At 43.4% G+C, this 24,715-nt stretch carries 21 protein-coding genes; 11 read left to right on the forward strand and 10 right to left on the reverse strand.

Features of this window, described 5'->3' with window-relative positions; translation table 11 throughout:
• Positions 1-35: 35 nt before the first annotated feature.
• The 3 genes from FTU72_RS11550 to FTU72_RS11560 form a co-directional block, all read right to left on the reverse strand.
• Positions 36-962, reverse strand: coding sequence for an AEC family transporter (locus FTU72_RS11550; protein ID WP_180052863.1), 927 nt, complete (start codon positions 960-962; stop codon positions 36-38).
• Between the two features lie 58 nt (positions 963-1,020).
• Positions 1,021-2,130: an NADH:flavin oxidoreductase/NADH oxidase gene (locus tag FTU72_RS11555; RefSeq protein WP_166139114.1), complete on the reverse strand. Its 1,110-nt coding sequence runs from the start codon at positions 2,128-2,130 to the stop codon at positions 1,021-1,023.
• Positions 2,131-2,234: 104 nt separating this feature from the next.
• Positions 2,235-3,497, reverse strand: coding sequence for a carbohydrate porin (locus tag FTU72_RS11560; RefSeq protein WP_180052862.1), 1,263 nt, complete (start codon positions 3,495-3,497; stop codon positions 2,235-2,237).
• A 383-nt stretch (positions 3,498-3,880) separates the two neighbouring features.
• On the opposite strand from FTU72_RS11560, the gene mutM reads away from it, so the two are divergent.
• Positions 3,881-4,741 (forward strand): bifunctional DNA-formamidopyrimidine glycosylase/DNA-(apurinic or apyrimidinic site) lyase, encoded by an 861-nt coding sequence (gene mutM, locus FTU72_RS11565; protein ID WP_180052861.1) that lies wholly within the window; start codon positions 3,881-3,883, stop codon positions 4,739-4,741.
• A complete protein-coding gene (locus FTU72_RS11570) occupies positions 4,738-5,022 on the forward strand; it encodes a peptidylprolyl isomerase (protein ID WP_004785172.1) in 285 nt (94 codons plus the stop codon). The genes mutM and FTU72_RS11570 overlap by 4 nt, the downstream gene beginning before the upstream one ends.
• Positions 5,023-5,142: 120 nt before the next feature.
• On the opposite strand, the gene mscL is transcribed toward FTU72_RS11570, so the two are convergent.
• Positions 5,143-5,586 (reverse strand): large conductance mechanosensitive channel protein MscL, encoded by a 444-nt coding sequence (mscL, locus tag FTU72_RS11575; RefSeq protein ID WP_159123684.1) that lies wholly within the window; start codon positions 5,584-5,586, stop codon positions 5,143-5,145.
• A gap of 152 nt (positions 5,587-5,738) precedes the next feature.
• Complete coding sequence (gene typA / locus FTU72_RS11580) at positions 5,739-7,574, reverse strand: translational GTPase TypA (RefSeq protein WP_004785176.1); 1,836 nt, start codon at positions 7,572-7,574, stop codon at positions 5,739-5,741.
• 162 nt (positions 7,575-7,736) lie between these two features.
• On the opposite strand from typA, the gene FTU72_RS11585 reads away from it, so the two are divergent.
• The 3 genes from FTU72_RS11585 (at position 7,737) to FTU72_RS11595 (ending at position 11,671) form a co-directional block, all read left to right on the forward strand.
• Positions 7,737-9,107 carry a uracil-xanthine permease family protein gene (locus tag FTU72_RS11585; protein ID WP_166139125.1) on the forward strand — a complete coding sequence of 457 codons (1,371 nt, stop codon included), beginning with the start codon at positions 7,737-7,739 and terminating at the stop codon, positions 9,105-9,107.
• 66 nt (positions 9,108-9,173) lie between these two features.
• On the forward strand, positions 9,174-10,208 hold the full coding sequence (locus tag FTU72_RS11590) for a methyltransferase (RefSeq protein WP_159123682.1): 1,035 nt from the start codon (positions 9,174-9,176) through the stop codon (positions 10,206-10,208).
• On the forward strand, positions 10,208-11,671 hold the full coding sequence (locus tag FTU72_RS11595; protein ID WP_180052860.1) for an amino acid permease: 1,464 nt from the start codon (positions 10,208-10,210) through the stop codon (positions 11,669-11,671). The genes FTU72_RS11590 and FTU72_RS11595 overlap by 1 nt, the downstream gene beginning before the upstream one ends.
• Positions 11,672-11,726: 55 nt before the next feature.
• Here FTU72_RS11595 and FTU72_RS11600 read toward each other — a convergent pair whose 3' ends face one another.
• Positions 11,727-12,260, reverse strand: a complete 534-nt coding sequence (locus FTU72_RS11600) for a peptidase C39 (RefSeq protein WP_180052859.1) — start codon at positions 12,258-12,260, stop codon at positions 11,727-11,729.
• A gap of 103 nt (positions 12,261-12,363) precedes the next feature.
• Positions 12,364-13,413 carry an outer membrane protein Omp38 gene (gene omp38 / locus FTU72_RS11605; RefSeq protein ID WP_159123679.1) on the reverse strand — a complete coding sequence of 350 codons (1,050 nt, stop codon included), beginning with the start codon at positions 13,411-13,413 and terminating at the stop codon, positions 12,364-12,366.
• Between the two features lie 375 nt (positions 13,414-13,788).
• Here omp38 and FTU72_RS11610 point away from each other — a divergent pair, with 375 nt between their 5' ends.
• From FTU72_RS11610 to FTU72_RS11620, 3 genes are all read left to right on the forward strand, one after another.
• Entirely contained in the window at positions 13,789-14,310 is a 522-nt protein-coding gene (locus FTU72_RS11610) for a GspH/FimT family pseudopilin (protein ID WP_180052858.1), read from the forward strand.
• Positions 14,311-14,422: 112 nt separating this feature from the next.
• Complete coding sequence (locus FTU72_RS11615; RefSeq protein ID WP_180052857.1) at positions 14,423-15,598, forward strand: acetyl-CoA C-acyltransferase; 1,176 nt, start codon at positions 14,423-14,425, stop codon at positions 15,596-15,598.
• Positions 15,599-15,784: 186 nt separating this feature from the next.
• Positions 15,785-16,240 (forward strand): VOC family protein, encoded by a 456-nt coding sequence (locus FTU72_RS11620; protein ID WP_180048165.1) that lies wholly within the window; start codon positions 15,785-15,787, stop codon positions 16,238-16,240.
• Between the two features lie 52 nt (positions 16,241-16,292).
• Here the strand turns inward: FTU72_RS11620 and FTU72_RS11625 are convergent, their stop codons facing one another.
• The 3 genes from FTU72_RS11625 to FTU72_RS11635 form a co-directional block, all read right to left on the reverse strand.
• Positions 16,293-16,778 (reverse strand): DUF934 domain-containing protein, encoded by a 486-nt coding sequence (locus FTU72_RS11625; protein ID WP_179993198.1) that lies wholly within the window; start codon positions 16,776-16,778, stop codon positions 16,293-16,295.
• On the reverse strand, positions 16,771-18,414 hold the full coding sequence (locus FTU72_RS11630; protein ID WP_159123674.1) for a nitrite/sulfite reductase: 1,644 nt from the start codon (positions 18,412-18,414) through the stop codon (positions 16,771-16,773). The genes FTU72_RS11625 and FTU72_RS11630 overlap by 8 nt, the downstream gene beginning before the upstream one ends.
• Positions 18,415-18,640: 226 nt before the next feature.
• The gene (locus FTU72_RS11635) at positions 18,641-19,765 is read right to left on the reverse strand and encodes a CaiB/BaiF CoA-transferase family protein (RefSeq protein WP_180052856.1); all 1,125 of its coding nucleotides are present in this window, start codon (positions 19,763-19,765) and stop codon (positions 18,641-18,643) included.
• A 213-nt stretch (positions 19,766-19,978) separates the two neighbouring features.
• Between FTU72_RS11635 and FTU72_RS11640 the strand changes: the two genes are divergently transcribed.
• The 3 genes from FTU72_RS11640 (at position 19,979) to FTU72_RS11650 (ending at position 24,562) form a co-directional block, all read left to right on the forward strand.
• Positions 19,979-20,989 carry an AraC family transcriptional regulator gene (locus FTU72_RS11640; protein WP_004785199.1) on the forward strand — a complete coding sequence of 337 codons (1,011 nt, stop codon included), beginning with the start codon at positions 19,979-19,981 and terminating at the stop codon, positions 20,987-20,989.
• A 224-nt stretch (positions 20,990-21,213) separates the two neighbouring features.
• Positions 21,214-22,419 carry an acetyl-CoA C-acetyltransferase gene (locus FTU72_RS11645; RefSeq protein WP_180052855.1) on the forward strand — a complete coding sequence of 402 codons (1,206 nt, stop codon included), beginning with the start codon at positions 21,214-21,216 and terminating at the stop codon, positions 22,417-22,419.
• A gap of 10 nt (positions 22,420-22,429) precedes the next feature.
• Entirely contained in the window at positions 22,430-24,562 is a 2,133-nt protein-coding gene (locus FTU72_RS11650) for a 3-hydroxyacyl-CoA dehydrogenase NAD-binding domain-containing protein (RefSeq protein WP_180052854.1), read from the forward strand.
• Positions 24,563-24,715 lie beyond the last annotated feature (153 nt).

The following is a 24,715-nucleotide window of genomic DNA, read 5'->3' on the forward strand; positions in this document are numbered from 1 at the left end:
TTTTTTATGGGATATAGATTTGTAAGTCAGCTTGTTTAACTCCACCACAAAGTAATAAGTCCACTGGCAACCACAAAACCTGCGATAGTACTCATCAATAAAGGGGTTAAGGTTCGCTCATTGAGGCCATACGCCTGCCCCAACATACCGAAAATCGTTGGCATAGGAAGTGCTGCGATCAAGGTCCCGGCATAAATCATTTCCTGACTTAGCTGACTCAGTCGACTAAGACCCAGATACATCAGGATCGGCATCAGGATATTGCTGGAAAATACCAAATAGAAACTTTGCAGATTCACATATTTCAGGCTCATGCCCACGATTCCGCCACCAATCGCAAACAGCGCCAAAGGTGAGGCAGTCTGTCCAATCATGGCAAAGACCTGGTCCAGATAAATTGGCAAGCGAATTTCAAAAATCGCACAGGCCATACCCAGCATCACCCCCATAAATAAAGGGTTCTTGAACAGCATGAGAATGGTACTTTTCACAAGACTACCCAGATTGGCTTGATGTTGGGTACCGAGTGCAGCCAGGATCAAGACCATCGGTATCAGAATCATGCTTTCAATAATGACCACCAATGAGGTATAGGTCATTGCATGCTGTCCCACCAATAAAGTGAGTACTGCTGTACCGATCAATCCGGTATTGGACATTGCTGCCCCTAAGGACAGAACAGCACTATGCGAGGAGGTATTCCGGAACTGACGGTGCATCAGCCAGAAGCTGAAACCATAAAGTAATAAAGTGACAGAGGTATAGACCGCAAAGTATTCAAAATACCAGATTTCATGCAGATCTTTAGAGGCTAAAAACTGGAAGAACAGTAACGGCAAGGCCACTTTGATGACAAAGGCCCCTACCATTTCGACCTGTTCTTTTTTTAGAATTTGACATTTCACACTCAGGTAACCTAGTGCCAATAATAAAAATATGGGCACAATTACCGCAATAATCATATGAAATGTCCTGTTGTTTGAGATGCGTTATTATAAGCCTTTCTAAGAAAAAATGGCCTTAAAACGATTCAAACAACTGATTTAAGCCATGCGGTGCAGAACGTAAATATTGTGGAGAAATGGCTATTTTCTCATCCAGCGTTACTGCGGCATGCCAAGGCCAGCGTGGATCATAAAGCAAGGCACGTGCAATCGCGATCGCATCAGCCTGTTTATACTCCAGTATGCCTTCTGCCTGCTGTGCATCGGTAATCAAACCCACAGCAATGACTGGAATATTCACGTCCTTTTTAATCGCTTCAGCAAAAGGGACCTGATAATTCGGATGTACATCAATTTTCTGATCTACATGTAAACCTGCACTCGAAACATGAATATAGACTGCACCTAGCTTCTCTAGTGCTTTGGATAGTTCGACTGAAGATTCTACATCCCAACTTTCTACACTATCCATCCAGTCCGTTGCTGAGATACGAACACCAATTGGAAAACCTTCTGGTACGGCGGCTTTTATTGCTTCAAATACTTCAAGCGTCAGACGAATACGGTTTTCAAATGAACCGCCATATTGATCCTGACGATGATTCGATAACGGTGACATGAACTGATGCAATAGATAACCATGTGCTGCATGTAGTTCAATCAATTCAAAGCCTGCTTCAACCGCTCGCTTGGCACTGGCTGCAAAATCCTGAATCACTTGCTGGATTTCATCAACACTTAAAGACTTGGGTGGATGTTCATGAGCCTGGAAAGGAATATCACTGGCAGAGACAGTTTGCCAGCCGAGTGAATGATCTGGGGCGAACTGCCCTTTGCCACCCCAAGGTTTATCTGTAGAGGCTTTACGGCCTGCATGTGCAAGCTGTATTGCAAAAGGCATAGGAGAAATTGACTTGACCTTTTGCAGTAAGGTTTTGATCTGGCTGGCCTGCTGGTCATTCCAAAGCCCTAAATCGGCATAACTGATGCGACCTTCAGGTTGTACAGCGGTGGCTTCCACAATGCAAAGACCTGCACTGGATAAGGCATAATTGGCCCATTGTTGTTCATGCCAGTAAGTGATTTCACCTTGCTCGGTTGCAGAGTACTGACACATCGGGGCAATCACAATTTTATTTTTAAGTTGCAATGATCCAAACTGAACCGGCTGAAATAGTAGTGACACGCGGTATTCCCTCTTTTTGTGAAGTGGCTTTTCAGAACTTTTTACCAAAAAATAAAAAACAGGCTCTGATGAGCCTGTTTATTTATAACGTGATTAAATTCTTTTTAGAAGATCACTCGTGTAGTCAAACCTAACACCAATGCATTATCCACTTGATTGCTAGACCCCGGATTTATAACGTATTGCAGGTTTGGACGTAGCATCAGCCATTTTGTTGCGTTATAGCTGTAGTTGAGTTCGATATTGTATTCGGCACTCGCATCATAAATTGGACGTGAATCTGCAAAGCGGTCATTTACATGTACACGGTTAACCGCTAAACCCAATATATCATTCGGCTGGCTATCCACCAGACCAATATATTTCAGACCCAACTGTTGTGAATTATCTACTTTATTGGTATCACGATCATGCCAGGTAAAGTTAGCGAATGAGTGTAAACCCTGACGGTCATTACCCGTTGAAGTCAATTGCTGCTCTACAGCTAACCAGCCCGCAAAGGTGCGGTTTTTTCCTTCACCTGTCGCAACATCTTTCTGGTTGGCAACATCATCAGCAGTGTTATACATACCGCCTACACGATAGCTGCCAGGCAAACCATTTACCAATGATTTTGGTGTCCAGATTACTTCTGCAGGAATGGTCACACCATCAGCATTGTCGGTATCCAGACTCCAGCCCTGACCTTCGGCTTTGGCATTACCATTATCTGGATTAAATTCATAAACACCGACTTGTACAGCAACGTCAGGATTTAACTGCTGTTTTACACGTGCACCCCATTGTGCGACTGGGGTATTCATCCAGATATTGCCCTGCCATTTACCCATCTGCGCAGCACAAAATGCTGTACTGGCAAAATCACAGGCCATCACATTAAAGTCCATACCGAGACCCAGACGACCAGCTTTAATGCTCAGTCCTTGATCCTTATAGTTCTTTTCGATTGAAAGTTCGGTTAAACGGCTGTCCTGGTTACCACGGCCAAATGTCCCTTGAACATTGGCCCATTGAGCTGCATCACCTTGTAAATCACGTACCGATGTACTTTGACCCTGACGCGCAGTCGCCACTGCACGAACAGTTACACCATCCCAGCCAGCCAGTTTTTCCATGTCTAACTGTGTACCCAACCATAACTGTGCAGAAGTTAGAGGATCAGCCCCTTCATTACGTCCGCCATCAGCCAGATACGCTGTATCTGTCAGTAAGTTTGCTTCAAACTTGACACCTTGTTGAGCAAGTTCAGTACGTTTTCCATTCCAGTCACCTAACAGGTACTGTCCTTGAGGATCAAATGCAGATTCAGCCTGCGCAGAGGTCATGGCTGCCATCAATGGCAATAAAGCTAGACTTAACTTTTTCATATAAAACCTAAACATATGGAGAGAGTAAAGGCAGCCTGATGCATGCCCTGTATGACTTGATACAGAACGTTACATAACTTTTCACTTAAAAACGCAGCAATTTTTTTATTATTAGTAAAACTTTGAGTTATAAGAAAAGATATCTTATATAACAATAAATTCTTCATAATTTATATTTTTCAGTAAGTTAAATACTAAAAATCAACCTATATATTTCCTATTTTTATTATTCAAATCTAAAACCTGCTCAATATTAAAGTTTATTTTTTAACCAAATGTTAAAATATTTTTGAATGTCCTGCCTATAACTTCTAGTCAAACAGGACTTGCATTCAGACTTAAAACGCCCAATATTAGCCTCATGATATTAGCTGCTAAGTATTATGCCCGAATTACCTGAAGTTGAAACCACCAAAACCAGCCTCCTTCCCCTTCTTAATCAGCAAGTGCTAAAAGTTGAAGTGCGTCAGCCTAGTTTACGTTGGCCAATTCCTGATGACCTCGCGCGCCTGCAAGGACAACGCCTGATTCAGCTTACGCGTCGCTCTAAATATATTCTGGCGCAATTTGAACAGGATACAATGCTCTGGCATCTGGGTATGTCAGGCAGCTTTCGCTTGTGTGAAGCCAATGAAGAATTACGCAAGCATGATCATCTGATTATTCAGTTTGAAGAGATTCAGCTGCGTTACCATGATCCGCGCCGTTTCGGCTGTATTCTCTGGTTAGACGCTCAATCACAAAGCAAACTGATTGATACGCTTGGGCCGGAGCCATTAAACGATGCTTTTAATGCCGAATATCTATTTGAAAAACTAAAAAATAAAAATGTTGGCACCAAAGTTGCAATTATGGATAACCATGTCGTGGTCGGCGTAGGCAATATCTATGCAACTGAAAGCCTGTTCAATATGGGTATTCATCCAGCCCAGCCAGCCTCAAGTTTGAGTTTCGAACAGGTTGAAAAACTGGTGGTTGAGATCAAGCGCATTTTAAAACAGGCAATTGACCTAGGGGGTTCTACTTTACGCGACTATACCAATGCCATGGGAGAAAATGGTTATTTCCAACAGACGCTGCTGGCTTATGGCCGTGCAGGAGAAATGTGCGTGAACTGCGAAACCACACTGGAAAATATCAAACTCGGCCAGCGCGCATCCGTCTATTGTCCTGAATGCCAGCCGCTGAAAAAGGTAAAACTTTCACCTAAGCGTATGGCTGCCGTACGAGGTAAGAAATCATGAAGACTGCAATTGTCCGTCATATTCTGGTTAAGGATAAAGATACTGCCGAACAACTCAAAAAGAAAATTCTAGCAGGTGCAGATTTTTCTAAGATTGCCAAACAATATTCGACCTGTAACTCTGCCAAACGTGGTGGTGAACTCGGTGAAGTGAAAAAAGGCCAACTTGTTCCAGTGATTGATAAACTGGTCTTTACTGCTGCAGAACATGTTCTACATGGCCCAATCAAAAGTCAGTTCGGTTTTCATTTGGTCGAAATTAAGTTTCGGATGGATTTTTAATTTTATAAATCCATCCCAACCTCCCTTTAAGAAAGGGAGGAGTCCCCCTTTGAAAAAGGGGGATTTAGGGGGATTAAAAAAACGGCACACTCAGCGCCGTTTTTTATTTATCCCTAAAGCTTAAGCTTCCGGACGTTTTTTTAGCTCATCACGAATTTCACGTAACAATGCAATATCTTCCGGAGTCGCTTCAGGTTCAGGCGCTGCTTCTTCTGCTTTATCACGGCGCAGTTTGTTCATCAGTTTCACCAACCAGAATACAACCCATGCCAATAACAGGAAGTTAATGAGAATGGTCAAGAAATTACCATAAGCAAAGACATTCAGACCGGCTGCCTGTGCTTCAGCCAGATTGGTCACATTATTTGGATTATCGCCTAACACGACAAACCAGTTAGAGTAATCAACATCACCACCCAAGATCCAGCTCACGACAGGCATGATGATGTCTTTCACCATAGAATCGATAATTTTACCGAAAGCACCGCCAATGATCACACCCACTGCGAGATCCATGACATTGCCTTTTACCGCAAATTCTTTAAATTCTTGAATAATGCTCATAAAGTCACCAGTATTTTTATACAATTTTGTGATGGATTATACATTAGTTAGGGATTTCTATTTAAAACTAATTTATTAAGTGTATGTAATTTCTACCCAATAAAAAAGCCGCTGAACTGATTCAGCGGCTTTTTTCGTATCAGTGACCGGTCTTATTTAGAACGGTTACGTTTACGTTCGTTTTCAGTCAGGTAACGTTTACGGATACGGATTGACTTAGGTGTTACTTCAACTAGCTCGTCATCTTCAATGAATTCAAGCGCTTGTTCTAGCGTGTATTCAAGGTTTGGAACAAGAGTCAATGCTTCATCAGTACCAGACGCACGTACGTTAGTTAACTGTTTCGCTTTAGTTGGGTTAACCACCATGTCGTCAGAACGTGAGTTGATACCTACGATCATACCTTCATAAACTTCTAACTGTGGTTTAGCAAACAGACGACCACGGTCTTGAAGTGTGAACAGTGCATAGCCCAGGCAAGTACCTTGAACCATAGAAATCAGTACACCGTTTTGACGTTTCGCAACAGTACCTTGTTTAGCAGGACCGTAGTGCGAGAAGCTTGAAGTCATGATACCAGTACCAGAAGTCATGGTCATGAATTCAGAACGGAAACCGATCAAGCCACGTGAAGGAACAGTTGCTTCAATACGGATACGGCCTTTACCGTCAACTTCCATATTGGTCATTTCGCCTTTACGGTGACCCATTTGTTCCATTACAGAACCTTGGTGCTGTTCTTCAACGTCAAACGTTACGTTTTCGTACGGTTCTTGCATTTGACCGTCGATTTCTTTCATGATCACTTGTGGACGTGATACACCAAGCTCGAAGCCTTCACGACGCATGTTTTCGATCAGTACAGAAAGGTGAAGCTCACCACGACCAGATACTTTGAAACGGTCAGGACTGTCAGTATCTTCAACACGAAGTGCTACGTTGTGGATCAATTCGCGGTCAAGACGCTCACGGATATTACGTGAAGTTACGAATTTACCTTCTTTACCAGCGAACGGAGAGTTGTTCACCTGGAAAGTCATAGACACAGTCGGTTCATCTACAGAAAGTGCTGGAAGCGCTTCAACATTTTTAGGATCACAAATTGTATCTGAAATGTTCAGTGCATCGATACCAGTTACACAAACGATATCACCTGCAGAAGCTTCTTCAATATCAACACGTTCTAGACCATGGTAACCCATGATTTTCAAGATACGGCCGTTACGGGTTTTGCCTTCTTTGTCGATCACAGTCACAGGAGTGTTTAATTTCACTGAACCGCGCTGGATACGACCAACACCGATTACACCTACGAAGCTGTTATAGTCCAAAGATGAAATTTGCATCTGGAATGGACCGTCAACGTCAACTGCTGGTGGCTCAACGATGTCTACGATTGTTTGGAACAATGGAGTCATGTCGTCAGCAAGTTCTTCTGGAGAAGGACCAGCAACACCACGAAGACCAGAAGCATAAACTACTGGGAAGTCTAACTGTTCGTCAGTACCGCCAAGGTTGTCGAACAGGTCGAATACTTGGTCGATTACCCAGTCTGGACGCGCACTTGGTTTATCAACTTTATTGATAATTACGATTGGTTTCAAACCACGCGCGAACGCTTTTTGCGTTACGAAACGGGTTTGTGGCATAGGACCTTCTTGTGAATCTACAAGAAGCAGTACGCAGTCAACCATCGACATTACACGTTCAACTTCACCACCAAAGTCGGCGTGTCCCGGGGTGTCCACGATGTTAATACGGTATTCTGTATCTGTACGTTTATCTAACCACTTGATTGCAGTGTTTTTTGCAAGAATGGTAATACCACGTTCAGATTCTAACGCGTTCGAATCCATGACACGCTCGATCTCACCCGCGCGATCACCGAGAGCACCTGATTGTTGCAAAAGTTTGTCTACAAGAGTGGTTTTACCATGGTCGACGTGCGCGATAATGGCAATGTTACGGAGAGTTTTAATATCTGACATGTAAATTCGATACGTTTTAAATTTGAGGGCAAATTATACAGAAAAATACAAACTTTTGACAGTGACTGTTTGTAGAGAGCGTCAATTTTTTTTCCAATTACTTTTGTAATGACGTGTAACTCGATTAGAATAGCGCCACCCAGCCTTAATTTGCATTGACACATGTCTGATTTTAATCAATCTCCTCTTTCTAAAGATCAACTTGACCTTGTCTACGGCCTTGAAGATCGTCCTAAACCGTTTATCGCATTTTTAGCCGCATTCCAGCATTTATTGGCCATTATTGTCCCAATTGTAACGCCAGGTTTACTGATCTGTCTGGCATTGGGTGTGTCTAAAGAAGACACCAACATGATCTTGTCCATGTCTTTGGTGATCTCTGGTATCGCAACTTTCTTACAATCCAAGAAAGTGGGTCCCTTTGGCGCAGGCTTGCTGATTGTTCAGGGTACAAGTTTTAACTTTATTGGCCCAATCATCGGGATCGGTTCAGCGATGGTCGCTGCAGGCACACCGGTAGAAGCGGTGATGGCTTCGATCTTTGGTGTAGTGATTGCAGGTTCATTTATTGAAATGGGCGTGTCACGCATTTTGCCATGGGTGAAGAAACTCATTACTCCACTAGTAACGGGTATTGTAGTTCTATTGATTGGTTTAACCTTGATTAAAGAAGGTCTGATCAGCATGGGTGGTGGTTATCAAGCCATGGGTGACAAAACTTTCGCCAATGCAGATAACCTGATCATGTCATGTACCGTTCTGGCATTAATTATTTTACTGAACCGTGTGCGTATTACCTGGGTAAAAAGCTCAGCAATTCTGATTGCACTGGTTGTGGGTTATATCCTTGCCGGCTTTATGGGTCATCTCAACTTTGATGGTTTAAAAGATGCACCTCTGGTTCAGATTCCTACCCCAATGCATTTTGGTTTAAGCTTCTCATGGAGCTTATTCATTCCAATGGCATTCATTTACCTGGTGACTTCACTAGAAGCCATTGGTGATATTACCGCAACATCAAAATTATCGAATCAGCCAGTGGATGGTCAAACCTGGATGAATCGCATTAAAGGTGGTGTGTTAGTGAATGGTGCTAACTCTCTGCTTGCAGGCTTATTTAATACCTTCCCAAGTTCAGTTTTCGCACAAAATAATGGTGTGATTCAATTGACTGGTGTAGCTAGCCGTTATGTTGGGATATGGATCGCAGCACTCCTTGTGATTCTAGGTCTACTGCCTGCTGTTGCAGGTGTGATCCAAGCCGTTCCTCAAGCTGTGCTTGGTGGCGCAGTGATGGTGATGTTTGGTGCAGTCGCTGCATCTGGGATTAATATCCTGTCTGGTATTCACTTAGACCGTCGTGCCCTGCTGATCATTGCAATCTCGCTTGCACTTGGCTTAGGCGTTGCACAGGTACCTCAGATTCTGGAACATCTTCCTGAATTATTCCGTAACATCTTTAGTTCCGGTGTTGCGACAGGCGGTATTGCAGCCCTCATATTGAATATTGTACTTCCTGAAGTAAAGAAGTAATTTCATGTCCAAAGAACACTGTCTGAGTTGGACTCGGACAGTGTTTTTTCTATTGGAGAAAGATCTATGGATCCTAAAAGCGAAGTTTTATTAAGACAATATGATTATTTGTCTGGTCGCGTATTGCTGGTAAATGCCCCGACCGATGAGCTTCTTGCTGAATGTGGTGAATCTATCCAGCCCTTTGTTTGGACATGGAATTATAATGATTTTCAATATTTCCAGTCACAGCAGGCCCAGATTCATTTCGGCGCAGAATTTCCTGATCAGGAATTTGATCAGGCAGTTATTTTCGTACCTAAATCAAAAGAATTATTGAATTATCTGATTCACAATATTGCAGCCCGATTAAAACAAGGCAGCAGTGTCTTTCTGGTCGGTGAAAAGAAAGGTGGCGTAGAGCGTGCGGCAAAGCAGCTACAGGCTTATGGTAAACTCATCAAGCTCGACAGCGCACGACATTGCCAATTGTGGCAATTGACTCTAGACTGCACGGTCGAAGCAAAAGCGTTGGCAGATTGGGCACAGACCTATACAGTGGCCACACCAAAAGGTGATTTGCAGATTTGTGCACTTCCAGGTGTATTCAGTCAGGATCATCTGGATGTAGGAACAGCGGTGTTCTTACCCTATTTATCTCAGGTGACCTCAGGCAAGATTGCCGACTTTGGCTGTGGTGCAGGCGTGATCAGTGCTTATTTAGCCAAACTGAATCCTGAGAACCGTATTTTTGCTCTGGACGTGGATGCCTTTGCCTTGGCTTCTACTCAAATGACATTTGAGAAAAATCAGCTCAGTCCTCAGCAGCTGGAAATTAAAGCTGTGTCAGGTATTGAAGATGCACCGCTCTTTTTACATGCCATTGTCAGCAATCCTCCTTTCCATCAGGGAATCCAGACCAATTATGCGGCCAGCGAAACTTTATGCAAGACTTCGCGTCGTCATCTCAAGTCTGGCGGTGAATTATGGATTGTGGCAAACCGCTTCTTAAATTATCCAATTTTAATTGAACAAAGTTTTGGCCAATGTACAGTCAAAACTGATCAACAAGGTTTTAAAGTGCTCTTCGCCAGCACTCAAAAAAATGCTAAGGAATCATGATGAGCGAAACTCAGAACAGCGTGCAGCTGCAGCGTAAGCTTGGTGCTCGTCATCTCAATATGATCGCGATTGGCGGGTCTATCGGTACAGGTTTATTCCTGGCCTCAGGTGCGACTATTGCCAGCGCAGGCCCGGGTGGCGCACTTCTCGCCTATGCCCTGATTGGCGTAATGATTTATTTCTTGATGACCAGCCTTGGAGAACTTGCGACTCATAATCCGACCTCGGGCGCATTCTTTACCTACGGTACCAAATATGTCGAAGGTGGTTTCGGTTTCGCTTTAGGCTGGAACTACTGGTACAACTGGGCGATTACCGTTGCCTTTGAACTGGTTGCCGTACAGTTCATTATGAAATTCTGGTTCCCTGATATTCCGGGCTTTTACTGGAGTGCGATCTTCCTCGCTGTGATCTTTGGGATTAACGCTCTCACAGTAAAAGGTTTTGGTGAATCAGAATTCTTCTTCTCATTAGTGAAAGTTCTGGCAATTATTGCCTTTATCATCATCGGGATCTGGATGATTGCCAAGATCATGCTCACACCGGGTGTTTCGGCATTTGCAAACTGGAGCGTAGGTGAAGCGCCTTTTGTAGGCGGTTTCCAGGCCTTGATTGGTGTTGCCATGATTGCCGGATTCTCGTTCCAGGGTACCGAGATGGTTGGTGTAGCGGCTGGTGAATCTAAAGATCCGCAAAAAACCATTCCAGTCGCGATCAAGCAAATCTTCTGGCGAATCCTGCTGTTCTATATCGTATGTATTTTCATTATCGGTACATTGGTTGCTTATAATGATCCGCGTCTCTTACAGGCAGCTGCAACTGAAGATATTGCCCTTTCTCCATTCACTTTATTGTATGAGAAAGCAGGTTTTGCTTTTGCAGCCAGTATGATGAATGCGGTAATTCTGACTGCGATTCTGTCTGCAGGTAACTCAGGCATGTATTCTTCGACCCGTATGCTGTTCGATATGGCACGTAAAGGCAGTGCGCCTAAGCTGTTTGCCCATCTGGATTCACGCGGTGTACCGATGAATGCCCTGTATGCGACCACGGCGATTGCGGCACTATGCTTCTTGACCACATTCTTTGGCGAGCAGGAAGTCTTTAACTGGTTGCTGAATATGTCAGGTATGTGTGGCTTCATTGTCTGGCTCGGAATTGCGATCTCACATTACCGCTTCCGTAAAGCTTATCTGGCTCAAGGCTATCAACTTGAAGGTCTAGCCTATAGAGCTAAATTCTTCCCGTTCGCGCCTTGGTTTGCCTTCGTCCTTTGTTCAATTGTTGTTCTAGGTCAAAATTATCAAGCTGTCCTAGATGGTGAGTGGTTGGCTGTCCTTTCTACTTATATCGGTATTTTATTATTCCTGGTGATCTGGCTAGGTTATAAGTGGAAATATAAAACCAAACTGGTTTCCTATCAGGAGATGGATGTTCGACCGATAAATATTGAAAAACACTAAGTTCTCACCTTTATTAAAAAAGCAGCTCAAGTAGCTGCTTTTTTATATTCTGAAATCAGCTATGACGCATGACAAAATTACGGTCATCAATCACGATGACTTGCTGACAAATACCTTTTACTCGACGCTGCTGTTCGAAAACTTCTTTAGACATAGCATTAAAACTATCAAAGAAACTGATTTCTTTTTCATTGATTTCATAAATTAATGAATGGTTCCCTACCCCTTCCAGCGTATCGTAGAACACGATTACAAAACGGCCTTTATCTACTGATTTTTGAATATCTGTATAAGAAAGTGGATATTCATGAACAGACACTTTGAGTTCTTGTGCTTTTTGATAAAACTGGATTTCAAGCGGCTGTTTATCGGGATCAGTTTCTGTAAAAAATTCAACATCAAGCCCTAGTGTTTTAAGTGCAACAGCGAGTGCAATACTTGAAGCTCCCATCTCATCATTATACTGTGTCAATTGCACCAGATCAGGAATATGCAGATCCATTCCATAATGATGAAAGATCATCCAGATTGCATATATACCACTATTAGCTTCCAGACTTTGTAAGTCTTGAGGGAGTTCTATACTCATGCTTTAACTCCAAATCAGTTTCGAGCAGCAAGTGTATGCAAAAAACAGCCATAAAAAAAGCGACTCAAAGAGTCGCTTTTTTTAATCACTGTTCAATAACGAATTATTGAGCAGCTGGTTGTTCAGCTAGAACAGTACGGCTACCAGTGATTGTCGCGAATACACGACGGTTCATAGCACGACCTTCTTTAGTGTTGTTGTCAGCAATCGGTTGATCCCAAGCGAAACCTTGAGTAGACAAACGAGATGCATCTACGTTGTATTCGTTAACAAGTGCAGATTTAACAGAGTTAGCACGAGCTAGAGATAAACGTTCGTTCAATGCACGTGGACCAGTGCTGTCTGTGTGACCTTCGATACGAGCAGTTGCGTTTGGATATTCAACTAGCTTCTCAGCAACTTTCGCGATTTCTGGTTTGTATTGGTCTTTGATGTTTGATTTATTCGTATCAAAGAACACGCGAAGTTCCATGTTCAGGTCTTCAGTCAACTCTTGTGGAGCTGGAGCAACTGGAGCAACTGGCTCAACTGGAGCAACTTCTACAACGTCAGCAGCTGGTTTCAAACGACCACCTAGAACTACGTTAAGACCAGCAAGTGCTGTATAGTTCCAGAATTTTTCGTCGAAGTGGTAAGTACCACGAGCTTCAGTACGTAGAGCTAAGGCATCGTTGATGTGCCAGAATGCACCGATACCAGCATTACCCAGTGTACCTTCTTCTTCATCACCACGAGTACCGCGTTCTACACCATCAAATTCATATTTGTAGTGACCAGCACCTAACAATGCATATGGTTTGATTTTGCTGTCATAGTTGCCAGTGAACACATCAGAAGTTGCATAGAAGTTACCTGCGATGTTCTGACCTTTGTATTCTGCACCAGGAGCAGCGCCATCTACATCACCTTTAACCTGGCTATATTCAGCTTCAAAACCTAACCATGGAGTTAGTTCAACACCAATCGCAGCACCTACAAACAAATCATCCTGTAATTCAGGACCACTTGTTAGTTCACCATCATTACCGTCATTGTTGTGTTGGGTGTCTTGCCAAGTATAACCTAACATTAATGGAGTAACAGTTACGCCTGCATTTGCAGCAGCAAAAGGAGCAGCTACAAGCATTGCTAAAGCAATACGACTCATTTTCATGGATTTATCCTCCAGAGATAACAATTGTTGTTCAAGCTCAAGCCTTCTAATAGGCCATTCTGAGATAGGCTTTTTTTACCCCAGTGTTATTTTTAAGCTATTCACTGCGCATCATACAAACACTTTATTATTTTTCCAAGTGCTTGATTAATCTAATCAAGTAAATTATTGACAAAATTACTTACAATTTCCGTTGTAATTCAGTAATTTTTTACTCAATTTTTTGTTGTGAATCGCCTATTGTCATTGCCAATTTATTTTTAAGCGCCTTTTTGAATTTTGAGTAAGACATTTCTTACTCGCTCAATTAAGCATAAAAAACGCACAATTAATAGCATGTTTCAAATAAAAATAATATATAAATCAGGTAACTCTATGTATAAAAAGATAACAAGAGCGTTCACTATTGTTGAGTTAATTATCTGTATTGCCCTTATTGGAATTGTGGTCACAATTGCCTTGCCTTACTTTCATGATTACCTATCCAAGCAGGAAGCCAAAAATATTCCAATGAAACTTACAGCAACCAATCGTTATGCACGCAGCCAGGCAGCTGTGTTTCACCAGAATATTGTGATTTGTCCCAGTCAAGATTCATTAACTTGCCAAGCAAACCAATGGAATAAAAATTTGCTGGTATTTATTGATAAAAACCGTAATCGTCAAGTCGACAATGACGAACAAATTTTACACATTGAACAACTTAATCTTAAATACGGTAACTTAAGTTGGCGAGGCGCTTTAAGTATGCCGAACGTAACTTATCAAGCTCAGACGGCTTTACCGATTGGATCGAATGGCAGCTTTTATTATTGTTCTACTCACCTTGCATCTCAGCAACGTATTGTCTTGAATAAAATGGGACATATCCGGATCGAACATATGGCCTCCTGTTAATAAAACCCTAGAGTCTATGATTTATCCAGATTAGGACTTTAATCCTGTACTTTTTTCAATATACTGCTTAGGTTCGAGAAAAAATGATCAAAACTTATAGGGAGATATAACAATGACTGACATCGTAATTGTCAATGGTGCACGTACAGCGATGGGCGGCTTTCAAGGCAGCTTGGCTAGCGTTACTGCACCTGAACTAGGTGCTGCCACCATCAAGGAGGCGATTGCGCGTTCAGGTTTGCAGCCAACCGATATTGAAGAAGTCATTATGGGTTGTGTACTCCCGGCAGGTTTAAAACAAGGCCCTGCCCGTCAAGCGATGCGTAAAGCAGGTCTGCCTGATTCTACCGGTGCTGTTACCATCAACAAATTATGTGGTTCAGGCATGAAAGCAGTCATGCAAGCGGCAGATATGATTAAGGCAGGTTCTGCAACTTATGTGGTTGCAGGTGGGATGGAATCCATGACCAATGCGCCATATGTATTACCAAAAGCGCGTGGCGGTTTCCGTATGGGTCATGGTGAAATCAAGGATCATATGTTCCTCGATGGCCTGGAAGATGCCGAAACTGGTCGCCTGATGGGTTCATTTGCTCAAGATATGGCAAATAGCAAAGGTTATACACGTGAACAGATGGATGAATTTGCAATCCGTTCACTGAAACGTGCTCAAACTGCAGTCAATGAAGGCTACTTTGCTGATGAAATCGTGCCAGTCACTGTTTCCACCCGTAAAGGTGATGTCGTCGTTGATAAGGACGAACAACCTTTCAATGCCAATATTGATAAGATTCCAACTTTACGTCCTGCTTTTGCAAAAGACGGGACAATTACGGCAGCAAATGCCAGCTCAATTTCAGACGGTGCCTCTGCCCTTGTTCTGACTTCAAGCGAAAATGCAGCAGCTAAAGGTTTAGCGCCTTTGGCTAAAATCATCGCTTATGCTTCAAACTCCCAGCATCCATCTGAATTCACGATTGCGCCAGTGGGTGCGATTCAGAAAGTTCTGGATAAAACTGGCTGGAAAGCTGAGGAAGTTGACCTTTGGGAAATCAATGAAGCGTTTGCTATGGTCACCATGTGCCCAATGGATGAGTTCAAGCTTGATCCTGAGAAAGTCAACATCAATGGTGGTGCATGTGCACTCGGTCACCCGGTTGGCTCTACAGGTTCACGTATTATCCTGACCTTGATCCATGCATTGAAACGTACAGGCGGTAAACGTGGTATCGCTGCGCTATGTATTGGTGGTGGTGAAGCAACTGCGGTCGCAATCGAACTAATCTAATTCTTTTATAATCAAGTAGTAGAGAGGGCTTTTATAGCCCTCTTTTTATTTTATAAATATTTCATTTTTTTATTATCTGTCCATAAAGTAAATTCTTTTAATTACATTTTCATAAAGCTTCTTTATCAATCAAATTCAGTTCAAGGCGTAAATTAAAGGGATTCAGAACAAGAAAAGGAATCCTACATGCGACTTAATCATTACCTTAATTTCCAGGGTGAGACCGAAGCTGCCTTTACCTTTTATCGCTCGGTATTTGGTGGCGAATTTTCCAGTCTAACCCGTTATGGAGATACGCCTGGGCAGCAAGGAATTGATTTATCAGATGAAGAAAAAAATCTGATTTTGCATATCTCACTTCCAATCAATGAATACACAGAACTCATGGGCTCTGATATCAATGATAAGCTCTGTACTGAAAACACACCAGCATTTAGTAAAGGTACTAACCACTATATTGCGATTATTTTAGGTGCCAATGAACAGGATGAAGCCAAACGACTCTATGAAGCTTTATCGGTGAATGGTCAAATCGAAATGCCTTTAGAAAAAACCTTTTGGGGTGCGCTTTATAGTGCCTTTACGGATCAATTCGGAGTGCAATGGATGATTAACTGCCTACTTGAAGAACGTGCACCCTAAGGTTTAAATACAAAAAAGCCTCCAGATGGAGGCTTTTTTAGTTGAAGGCGAATTAAGCCCCAGTTTGATAATTCGGTGTTGGTACTGCTGTTGAAGCTTGGTACGGATTAGTGAAATCACCCAAGCCTGCAGCTGCTTCCTGAATATCTTTACCTTCTTTAATGACAAAAGTATCGAAACCAGAACGCTTCATGTAGTTCAAGACATCTTTGAACACATCACCAGTCGCACGCAGCTCACCTTGGAAACCTTGACGGCGAAGCAATGCAGCAAATGAATAACCACGGCCATCATTAAAACCTGCAAACTCAATAAAAATCGCATCAAGTTGCTCAAGCGGAAATTCATTGGTTTCAGGTGAAGCATCAACCGTTAAGTACAATGCTTTTTTACCAGAAATATTGGCAATCTGGTCTAACTGCTCTACAGTCAGAACTACATCACCCTGTGGCAATATACCATCTTCACCAATTAGCTGGTAAGTGTTATCTGCAATTGTGCCATCTTTAGAGAGCACTTGTAGTGCGGTATTAAGCATATGCGCGCTCCTTGAATGGTTGAATGCCGACACGACGATAAGTATCGATAAACTCTTCACCATCCTGACGCAAGTCAAGATAAGTATTCAGAATTTCTTCTACGATATCCGGCACCACTTCTGCAGCAAATGATGGTCCAAGAATATCGCCAATAGAGGCATCATGGTCAGCGTTACCACCTAAAGTGATCTGATAGAACTCAGCACCTTTTTTGTCTACACCCAAGATACCGATGTTACCTACGTGATGATGGCCACAGGCATTCATACAACCTGAAATATTCAGGTCCAGTTTACCCAAGTTGTAAATGGTATCCAAATCATCAAAACGGCGTGAAATTGCTTCAGAAATTGGAATAGATTTCGCATTCGCTAGTGAGCAGAAGTCACCGCCTGGACAGCAAATAATATCAGTCAAGAAACCGATATGCGCACGTGCCAGGTTATGCTGATCCAGCGTCTGCCACAATTCGAACAGGTCTTTTTGTGGTACATCTACCAGCGCAATATTTTGCTCATGAGTCGTACGCAGTTCACCGAAGGTGTACTTGTCTGCAAGATCTGCAATCAGGTTCATTTCCTCAGTGGTCACATCACCCGGTGCAATGCCTGCACGTTTCAGTGAAATCGTGACAATACGATAACCTTTCACTTTATGTGCATTGGTATTGATGTTGAACCATTGCTTAAACTTCGGATACTGAGCAAACAGCTCTGTGAAGTCTTCATCTGCATAATCTTGGTAATCAAATGGAGTAAAGTTTTCATCCATTCTCGCCAGCGTTTCAGCATCAATCTTCAACGTTTTAACAGTATGTGCAAATTCGGCTTCAACTTTCTCAGCAAAGACTTCAGGCGTCAGAGCTTTTACCAAGATTTTGATACGCGCCTTATATTTGTTGTCGCGACGGCCGTGCAGGTTATAGACACGTAGTACTGCTTCAAGATAAGCAATCAGGTCTTCACGTGGTAGGAAGTCACGAATAAAACTACCAATTACTGGCGTACGGCCCAAGCCACCACCGACTTTAATTTTATAACCGATTTCTCCAGCTTCATTTTTTACGATATAGACACCGATATCGTGGAATGAAGTTGCTGCACGGTCAATCTCTTCCAGCGCAGATACCGCAATCTTGAACTTACGTGGCAGGAAAGCAAATTCCGGGTGGAAAGTTGACCATTGACGGATCAATTCACAGGTCGGACGTGGATCTGCAATTTCACCTGCCACCACACCTGCATACTGGTCAGTGGTAGTATTACGGATACAGTTCCCTGAAGTCTGGATCGCATGCATTTGCACGGTTGCCAGTTCAGCCAGCATATCAGGCACGTTTTCTAGTGCAGGCCAGTTAAACTGGATATTCTGACGGGTTGAAACGTGTGCATAGCCACGATCATACTCTTTCGCCAGATCAGCCACTTTACGAAGTTGTTTAGAATTCATCAGGCCATAAGGTACCGCAATACGCAACATAGGCGCATAACGTTGTACATAAAGACCATTTTGAAGGCGGAGCGGACGGTATTCATCTTCCGTCAATTTGCCCGCTAAATAACGTTCCGTCTGGTCACGGAACTGTGCAACACGTTCATTAATCAGTTGCTGATCGAAATCAGTATATAAATACATGGCGTACAGCTAGTAGTTTCTATTATATCGTCGGCAAGGATAACGACATTGAATCTATCAATAAAATGCTTTTTATACATATTTCATAGCGATTTTATTGATAAGCCTAGCAAACTTTCAATGATATAAAGCTTTAGATCAGCTTCTTCTGATTTTTAACGTGAATGATTTATTTTTTAAATCTTTAGCAGTTTTTTTCATAAACCAAAATGAGAAAGTCGCTCAATTACCACTCTTTGGTTTCGCCTAAAGCCTGACCAATAAATTGATATCGCATAGTTGATCTTGAAAACTTGATCGGGCAAGCCAGTTGAGCTTCGGTTTGCTCCCGCTGATCTACTTTAACTGGTACCTGCACCACCCATTCGCGTTGCTGTGCCAACTCAGAATGCAGGGCTTCATCAAGCTTTAATACAGGCTCGACACAGAAATCCGCCTGAGAAAATAAGGCTTGCCAGTGAGATAGAGGTTGGGATCTGATTTTATCGCGAATTGCCTGTTTTACTAAGGCATGATCTTCAGGCGCGAAAGAAGCACCTTTTTCCAGAATAATCGGCAAATCCAGCAATTGTGCCAGACCTTGCATGAATTGAGGCTCCAGACTGCCTATTGATAGATAGCGATCATCCTGAGTCTGATAATAGTCATAAAAGGTACCGCCATTTAAGTAACCTGATTCTATCTGCTGATGCTGATTACCCGCCAGACTAGCAGAAGCTGCCATATTATTTAATGTCGCCGCGCAATCGGTCATGGAAATATCAATATATTGTCCCTGACCACTGCTCTGCCGCTCAATCACCGCTGCCAGAATGGCAACCAGCGCATGCATGGAGCCACCCGCGACATCGGCAATCTGGATCCCCATTGCCGGTGGTCCGCTTTCGATCCGGCCACTATGCCCAGCAATCCCAGATAAAGCCAAATAGTTAATGTCATGCCCTGCCCGATCTTTATATAGACCCGTTTGGCCATAACCGGTAATCGAGCAATAAATTAAGCGTGGGTTGAGCGCACTGAGCGTTGGATAATCCAGACCAAGCCGTTGCATCACACCTGGACGAAATTGCTCTACGACAATGTCATAATCTGCAATTCGGGATTTGATTTGTTCAATATGTTCGGGATTCTTTAAATCCAGTGCGACAGAATGTTTGTTTCTGTTCAGATAATTATGCGTTGTGGCCTGTCCATGTGCAAAAGGTGGCATTAAACGTACCAGATCGGGACGTGTGGGTGATTCAATATGCACAACTTCTGCACCCATGTCTGCAAGATATAATGTGGCAAATGGACCGGGTAATAGTGTAGAAAAATCTAATATTTTCAAACCTTTTAATGCATATGACATTGGAGTTATTACTCTATTTATATCGCTTTTTGTCTCATCATAAGAACATAAATGCCCAAAAACAATGTCATGTTCAGCCATTTACCTTGATAGTTTCGGCAATTTAACATGTAAGAAAATGGTAATTGGATTCTTGTAAATTGCCATTGATTTTTTATTTTTTGTCATTTAGGTCAAATATTAGTGAACATTAAAGAGACTGAAGGATTAAACATGAGTCGTGATACGATCAGTATCCATTTCGTCAATGCAGCCTTATACGGCGTTAAGCGCCTGGGCATGGATGTCGATACTTTATTGTCTCACGTTGGGATTGAAGCCGAGCTTCTGCATCAGCCCAAGGCCCGTATTTCGCCTGAACAATATACCCGTTTTATCAAGATGCTCTGGATGGTGACCCAGGACGAACATGTCGGTTTTGACAAACAGCCGCGTCGTCTGGGCACTTTCGCGATTATGTGCCAGTTGATCATCCATGCCAAAACGCTGGGCGATGCACTCGAGCTTTCTTCTCAATTCTACAAACTCTTTGGTGATGACTGGTCTGTAACCCTGGAACGTGACAAGCATGAAGCGCGCCTGGTTCCCCTGATCCCAAATTCGATGGATCCGGAACACTTTATTACTGAAAGTATGTTGATGATCTGGCATGGTCTGGCATCGTGGTTAATTGAACGTCGTCTGCCGCTGGAACGTGTACATTTCAGCTACCCTCGCCCTGCGCATGCAGATGAATACGATGCGCTGTTCTTTGCACCTGTGATGCAGTTCGATATGCCGCGTACTGAAATTACCTTTGCAGCGGATTATCTGGATTTGCCAATTCGCCAGAATGAAGAAACTCTGGAAGAATTCCTGAAAGCAGCACCTGCTCAACTTCTAGTTAAATTTAAAAATACCAACTCGCTGACTTCGCGGATCCGGGATGTATTGAAGAGCCAGATCGGTGAAGAAATGCCGACCTTGAATGATGTCGCATCAATGCTCTACCTTTCTCCACAAACCTTGCGTCGCCGTCTGGCTGCTGAAGGCAAGAGCTATCAGGGCGTGAAAGATGCGCTACGTCGCGATGCCGCGATTCACCTGTTATTGAATCCGGATTTAACGCTGGAAGACGTGGCACAACAGGTGGGCTTTAGTGAAACCAGTACTTTCCACCGTGCTTTCAAAAAATGGACAGGGGTAACACCTGGTCTATACCGTCAGTTACACGGTTACCATTAAAAACCTTGCTATAAAACTGTATACTTGAAAAGTATCGTTTATTAAGCGCTACAAGCCCCTAGCCCAAGCTCCAGACTTGGGCTTTTTTATGCCCGCTTTTTAATCCATCAAGACTGACCAAATTGTTCAAATGATCTGGTCCGTTCTCGTCATTGCACTTCAAGATTTAATCATTACACTCGAAGCATTAGAACAATTTCAGTAAAGCAAGAAAAGGATATTGTATGAGCGAGGCCTATATTATTGATGCCATTCGCACGCCACGCGGAAAGGGAAAAAAAGACGGATCATTACATGAAGTTAAACCAATTAGTTTACTGACTACGCTCTTAAATGAACTGAAAGAACGCCATAACCTGGATACATCTCAGGTGGATGATATTGTGCTGGGCTGTGTGACTCCAATCGGTGATCAGGGTGCAGACATTGCCAAAACTGCTGCAATTGCCGCAGGCTGGGACAATGATGTGGCTGGCGTTCAGATCAACCGTTTCTGTGCTTCGGGTCTGGAAGCTGTAAATCTGGCAGCACAAAAAGTTCGTTCAGGCTGGGAAGATCTGGTCGTTGCGGGTGGTGTTGAATCCATGTCTCGCGTTCCGATGGGTTCTGATGGCGGCCCGTGGGCATTAGATCCTGAAACCAATATGGCTTGCGATTTTATTCCACAAGGCATAGGGGCTGACCTGATCGCGACCATTGATGGTTATAGTCGTGCAGATGTAGATCAATTCGCCGAGCAATCACAAAAGAAAGCGGCAGCAGCCCAAGCGAATGGTTATTTTGATAAATCTATTATTCCAGTGAAAGATAAAGCTGGCGTCGTGATTCTAGACAAAGATGAATTCATTAAACCGACAACAACTGCAGAAGGCTTAAGTGCATTAAAGCCAAGTTTTGCAACGATGGGCCAGATAGGCTTTGATGCTATCGCCCTACAGAAATATCCGGAAGTAGGCTCTGTAAACCATGTCCACCATGCAGGTAATTCTTCAGGCATCGTAGATGGTGCAGCAGTCGTATTACTTGCCTCCGAACAGGCAGTGCAACAGCAAAATCTCAAGCCACGCGCCAAAGTACTGGCAACAGCGCTAGTTGGTGCCGATCCAACCATTATGCTGACCGGCCCTGCCCCGGCTGCACGTAAGGCTTTAGCCAAAGCCGGACTCACTATTGATGATATTGATCTGTTTGAAGTCAATGAAGCTTTCGCTGCTGTGGTGATGCGCTTTATTAATGAAATGAAAGTTGATCCTGCCAAAGTCAATGTCAATGGTGGTGCCATTGCCATGGGACATCCACTCGGTGCGACCGGCGCCATGATTCTAGGCACTTTACTGGATGAACTGGAATGTCAAGGTAAGAAACGTGGACTGGCTACCCTGTGTGTGGGTGGTGGTATGGGCATCGCAACCATTATTGAGTTGGTATAAGGAGATCAGCATGAGCGCAATTCAATATCAAAAAACTGAAGATCACATTGTCATTCTGACCTTTGATTCTCCGAACCAGTCCGCCAATACCATGAATGCCGACTTTCGTACGGCTCTGGAAGAAGCCGTTGCCCAGTTACAGGCTGATGAACAGATTGCCGGGATTATTTTCCGATCAGCAAAAAAAACATTTTTTGCTGGCGGTGATCTGGATGAGTTAATTCAGGCGACGCCTGAACATGCCACCGAATTCTTCAATATGATTGAAGATATGAAAGCCAAACTGCGTTATATCGAAACGCGTGGCATTCCAGTAGTGGCAGCTTTAAATGGTACAGCCTTAGGCGGTGGTTGGGAAATTGCTTTATGTGCCCATCATCGTATTGCGCTGAATGATGCCAAAACCAAGTTTGGTTTGCCTGAAGTCACTTTAGGCTTGCTGCCAGGCGGTGGTGGTATTGTCCGTATGGTTCGTCTACTAGGCCTGCAAAATGCCTTACCTTTGCTGACGGAAGGCAAACAGTTCGGTGTAGAGAAAGCCAAGTCTTTGGGACTGGTGCATGACACAGCCGACTCACTGGATGAGTTACTAGATAAATCTATAGCCTGGATTAAACAACATCCGCAATCTCAACAGCCTTTCGATGTAAAAGGCTACAAAATTCCGGGAGGCTCTCCTTCTTCGCCTGCCGTTGCACAGATGCTGGCCATTGCTCCTGCGATGTTGCGTGATAAAACCAAGGGTTGTTATCCAGCACCAGAATCTATTCTCTCCGCTGCGGTTGAAGGTGCTCAGGTTGATGTCGATACTGCGCTAAGAATTGAGTCGCGTTATTTCACCTATCTCGCTACCGGCCAGATTTCCAAGAACATGATCGGTACATTCTGGCATGGCATGAATGCCATCAAGTCGGGTGCCAGCCGTCCTAAAGACTTTACGCTATGGAAAGCCACTAAAGTAGGTATTTTGGGTGCAGGCATGATGGGTGCTGGTATTGCCTATGTCACTGCCAGTAAAGGCATTCAGGTGGTGCTGAAGGATATTTCGGTCGAAACTGCGGAAAAAGGCAAAGCGTATAGCCAGAAATTACTGGATAAAAAAGTGGCTCAAGGCCGCTTAACAGCCGAAAAACGTGACCAGATTTTAGCTCTGATCCATGCTACTGCGAACATGGCAGATTTAGCAGGTTGTGACCTGATTATTGAAGCAGTATTTGAAAATCAGGAACTCAAAGCCAAAGTTACTCAGGAAGCAGAGCAATATTTATCAGCCAACGGTGTAATGGCATCCAATACCTCAACTCTACCCATCAGTGACCTAGCTCAAGCCTCTCAGAATCAGGCAAATTTTATCGGTCTGCATTTCTTTAGCCCAGTCGACAAAATGCAACTGGTCGAGATCATTAAGGGGAAAAATACTTCAGCAGAAACACTGGCCAAGGCATTTGACTATGTGCAGCAAATTGGCAAGCTACCGATTGTAGTGAATGACAGCCGTGGCTTCTTTACTAGCCGTGTCTTTGGCACCTTTGTACAGGAAGGATTACGTTTGCTTGCCGAAGGTGTGCATCCAGCTCGTATTGAAATGGCTGCACTGAAAGCCGGTATGCCAGTCGGACCACTTGCTATTCAGGATGAAGTCTCTCTGACGCTTTCTGAGCATGTAGCTGCAGAAAGCCGTAAGGCTCTGGCTACACAAGGCAAAGAACGTCCAAGCACCGATGCGGATGCCGTGATTCAAACCATGATTCATGAGTTTAACCGTAAAGGCAAAGCTGCTGGTGCAGGTTTTTATGATTATCCTGAAGGAGGCAAAAAGCAGCTGTGGTCTGGCCTAGAGCATTGGTATAAAGAAGTGGATATTTCTGAACAGGAAATGATAGACCGCTTCCTGTTTGTTCAAGCCCTCGATACTGTGCGCTGTCTGGAAGAAGGTGTGCTGGAGTCAGTGGTCGATGCGAATATCGGGTCAATCTTTGGAATTGGTTTTGCCGCCTGGACGGGAGGTGCTGTGCAGTTCTTGAACCAGTATGGTTTAACCAAAGCCTTGAATCGTGCTGAAATCTTGGAACGTAAATATGGCGAACGTTTCAAAGCGCCACAGTTACTCAAACAGAAAGTTGCTGAAGGTCAGCGTTTTTAAAACCTGAGTCTAAAAAGAGGAGCTTAGCTCACTGCTGTCCCATAGTTTGCTTTAAATAAAAAAACCTGAGTCCTAACAGTTAAAATATGAGTGCAAACAAACACTTTAACGACCAGGATTCAGGTTTTGTCACATCAGAATACCGTATTTCAT

This window comes from Acinetobacter sp. YH12137 (genome assembly GCF_013418535.1).
GTDB lineage: Bacteria > Pseudomonadota > Gammaproteobacteria > Pseudomonadales > Moraxellaceae > Acinetobacter.

What these genes read in the sequence shown, in the direction of transcription:
- FTU72_RS11550 (WP_180052863.1), bottom strand. Translation starts at nt 962, where the DNA reads ATGATTATTGCGGTAATTGTGCCCATATTTTTATTATTGGCACTAGGT.
- FTU72_RS11560 (WP_180052862.1), bottom strand. Translation starts at nt 3,497, where the DNA reads ATGAAAAAGTTAAGTCTAGCTTTATTGCCATTGATGGCAGCCATGACC.
- mutM (WP_180052861.1), top strand. Translation starts at nt 3,881, where the DNA reads ATGCCCGAATTACCTGAAGTTGAAACCACCAAAACCAGCCTCCTTCCC.
- FTU72_RS11570 (WP_004785172.1), top strand. Translation starts at nt 4,738, where the DNA reads ATGAAGACTGCAATTGTCCGTCATATTCTGGTTAAGGATAAAGATACT.
- mscL (WP_159123684.1), bottom strand. Translation starts at nt 5,586, where the DNA reads ATGAGCATTATTCAAGAATTTAAAGAATTTGCGGTAAAAGGCAATGTC.
- typA (WP_004785176.1), bottom strand. Translation starts at nt 7,574, where the DNA reads ATGTCAGATATTAAAACTCTCCGTAACATTGCCATTATCGCGCACGTC.
- FTU72_RS11585 (WP_166139125.1), top strand. Translation starts at nt 7,737, where the DNA reads ATGTCTGATTTTAATCAATCTCCTCTTTCTAAAGATCAACTTGACCTT.
- FTU72_RS11590 (WP_159123682.1), top strand. Translation starts at nt 9,174, where the DNA reads ATGGATCCTAAAAGCGAAGTTTTATTAAGACAATATGATTATTTGTCT.
- FTU72_RS11595 (WP_180052860.1), top strand. Translation starts at nt 10,208, where the DNA reads ATGAGCGAAACTCAGAACAGCGTGCAGCTGCAGCGTAAGCTTGGTGCT.
- FTU72_RS11600 (WP_180052859.1), bottom strand. Translation starts at nt 12,260, where the DNA reads ATGAGTATAGAACTCCCTCAAGACTTACAAAGTCTGGAAGCTAATAGT.
- omp38 (WP_159123679.1), bottom strand. Translation starts at nt 13,413, where the DNA reads ATGAAAATGAGTCGTATTGCTTTAGCAATGCTTGTAGCTGCTCCTTTT.
- FTU72_RS11610 (WP_180052858.1), top strand. Translation starts at nt 13,789, where the DNA reads ATGTATAAAAAGATAACAAGAGCGTTCACTATTGTTGAGTTAATTATC.
- FTU72_RS11615 (WP_180052857.1), top strand. Translation starts at nt 14,423, where the DNA reads ATGACTGACATCGTAATTGTCAATGGTGCACGTACAGCGATGGGCGGC.
- FTU72_RS11620 (WP_180048165.1), top strand. Translation starts at nt 15,785, where the DNA reads ATGCGACTTAATCATTACCTTAATTTCCAGGGTGAGACCGAAGCTGCC.
- FTU72_RS11625 (WP_179993198.1), bottom strand. Translation starts at nt 16,778, where the DNA reads ATGCTTAATACCGCACTACAAGTGCTCTCTAAAGATGGCACAATTGCA.
- FTU72_RS11630 (WP_159123674.1), bottom strand. Translation starts at nt 18,414, where the DNA reads ATGTATTTATATACTGATTTCGATCAGCAACTGATTAATGAACGTGTT.
- FTU72_RS11635 (WP_180052856.1), bottom strand. Translation starts at nt 19,765, where the DNA reads ATGTCATATGCATTAAAAGGTTTGAAAATATTAGATTTTTCTACACTA.
- FTU72_RS11640 (WP_004785199.1), top strand. Translation starts at nt 19,979, where the DNA reads ATGAGTCGTGATACGATCAGTATCCATTTCGTCAATGCAGCCTTATAC.
- FTU72_RS11645 (WP_180052855.1), top strand. Translation starts at nt 21,214, where the DNA reads ATGAGCGAGGCCTATATTATTGATGCCATTCGCACGCCACGCGGAAAG.
- FTU72_RS11650 (WP_180052854.1), top strand. Translation starts at nt 22,430, where the DNA reads ATGAGCGCAATTCAATATCAAAAAACTGAAGATCACATTGTCATTCTG.